Annotated in this window: 2 protein-coding genes; both read right to left on the reverse strand. The window is 48.2% G+C overall.

Annotation, left to right across the window (positions count from 1 at the left end; translation table 11 throughout):
* The coding region (locus tag ACR0P9_RS12235) for a DHH family phosphoesterase (protein WP_432620543.1) at nucleotides 1-564 on the reverse strand (564 nt) is incomplete at its 3' end.
* Nucleotides 565-761: 197 nt separating this feature from the next.
* Nucleotides 762-1,632, reverse strand: an 871-nt coding sequence (locus tag ACR0P9_RS12240; protein ID WP_432620545.1) for an ATP-binding cassette domain-containing protein, incomplete at its 5' end; no start/stop codon positions are given.

Consider the following 1,632-nt stretch of genomic DNA (forward strand, 5'->3'; position numbering starts at 1 on the left):
GCTGTCTGTTCGCTTCGGGTTGACAATAGCCACCGCATCTGGCAAATCGTCCTTACATTCATGATGGTCAGTCACAACGACTTTTAATCCAATTTCATTGGCATATGCGATTTCTTCTACCGCTGTGATGCCGGAATCCACAGTAATAACCATCGAGACGCCCGATTGCTTGAGCGACAGCAAAGCTGGTTTGTTCAGACCATATCCTTCGGTCAGACGATCCGGAATATAGTAGCTGCACGCAGCTCCTCTGCTCTTCAAATAACGAATGAGGACGCAGGTGGATGTGATTCCGTCCACATCATAGTCACCAAACACGGCAATGTGCTCGCCGTCTGCAATTGCGTTGTCAATCGCCTCTACTGCGCGATGCATATCAGGCAGCAAGAACGGATCATGCAGTCCGGACAAGTCATGACACAGAAAAGCCTGCGCTTTTTCCGGCGTGTCCAGTCCCCGTGCACACAGCACGGCTGCCGTCAGTGGTGCATAGCCGCAGATCTTTGTCAGACTGCGCACAGCGCCTATATCCGGCCGGGCAATGTTCCATTTTTTTGATTTCATTGCAACTCCTCTTTTATATTATTTTAATTCAAATAATAGTATAACAAAAAAACCGTCCGTTCACAAGATTTCAGAAGGAATTCCACCGACAATAGGGAAAATTTACCGTTTCTTCACGAATTGCCACCTGTCTCCAAGAAATGTAAAAAGAGAAGCAAATCCGCAAACAGATCTGCTCCTCTTTGCCAAGAGAATTTTTACTTCTTTTCCAAATATTTTTTCAGATATTTTCCCGTATACGATTGCTCGCACTCTGTGATTTCTTCCGGCGTACCTGTGCAGACAATACGTCCGCCGCCATCGCCGCCTTCCGGTCCCAGATCAATAATATGGTCTGCGACTTTAATGACATCCAGATTATGTTCAATGACGACGACAGTGTTGCCGCCATCCACCAATTTTTGCAGCACATCCAGCAAACGATGGACATCTGCCGTGTGCAGACCGGTTGTCGGCTCATCTAAAATATACATGGTGCGACCTGTCGAGCGCTTGGAGAGCTCTGTGGCGAGCTTGACACGCTGACTCTCACCACCGGACAATGTGGTAGAAGATTGACCAATCTTGACATAACCCAGTCCGACTTCTTGCAGCGTCAGCAGGCGTCTATGAATCTTGGGAACATTCTCAAAGAACGTAACCGCTTCATCGACCGTCATATCCAACACATCAGAAATATTCTTGCCCTTATAGCGTACTTCCAGCGTTTCTTTGTTATACCGCTTGCCCTTGCACACTTCGCACGGAACATATAAATCCGGCAGGAAGTGCATCTCAATCTTAATTAAGCCATCGCCGGTGCACGCTTCACAGCGTCCGCCCTTGACATTAAACGAGAACCTTCCCGGACCATAGGCACGCATTTTTGCATCTTGTGTCTGTGCAAACAGAGAGCGAATGTCGTTGAACAGTCCAGTATATGTTGCCGGATTAGAACGCGGCGTGCGGCCAATCGGCGACTGATCGATGTCAATCACCTTGTCCAAATGCTCGAGTCCGATCACCTCGTCAAACGCACCCGGCTTGCATTTGGCACGATTCAGCTCTGCTGCCAGTTTTTTATAGAGA

The sequence above is a fragment of the Butyricicoccus sp. genome, from assembly GCF_050872565.1.
In the GTDB taxonomy this organism is placed as follows: Bacteria; Bacillota; Clostridia; order Oscillospirales; family Butyricicoccaceae; genus Butyricicoccus_A.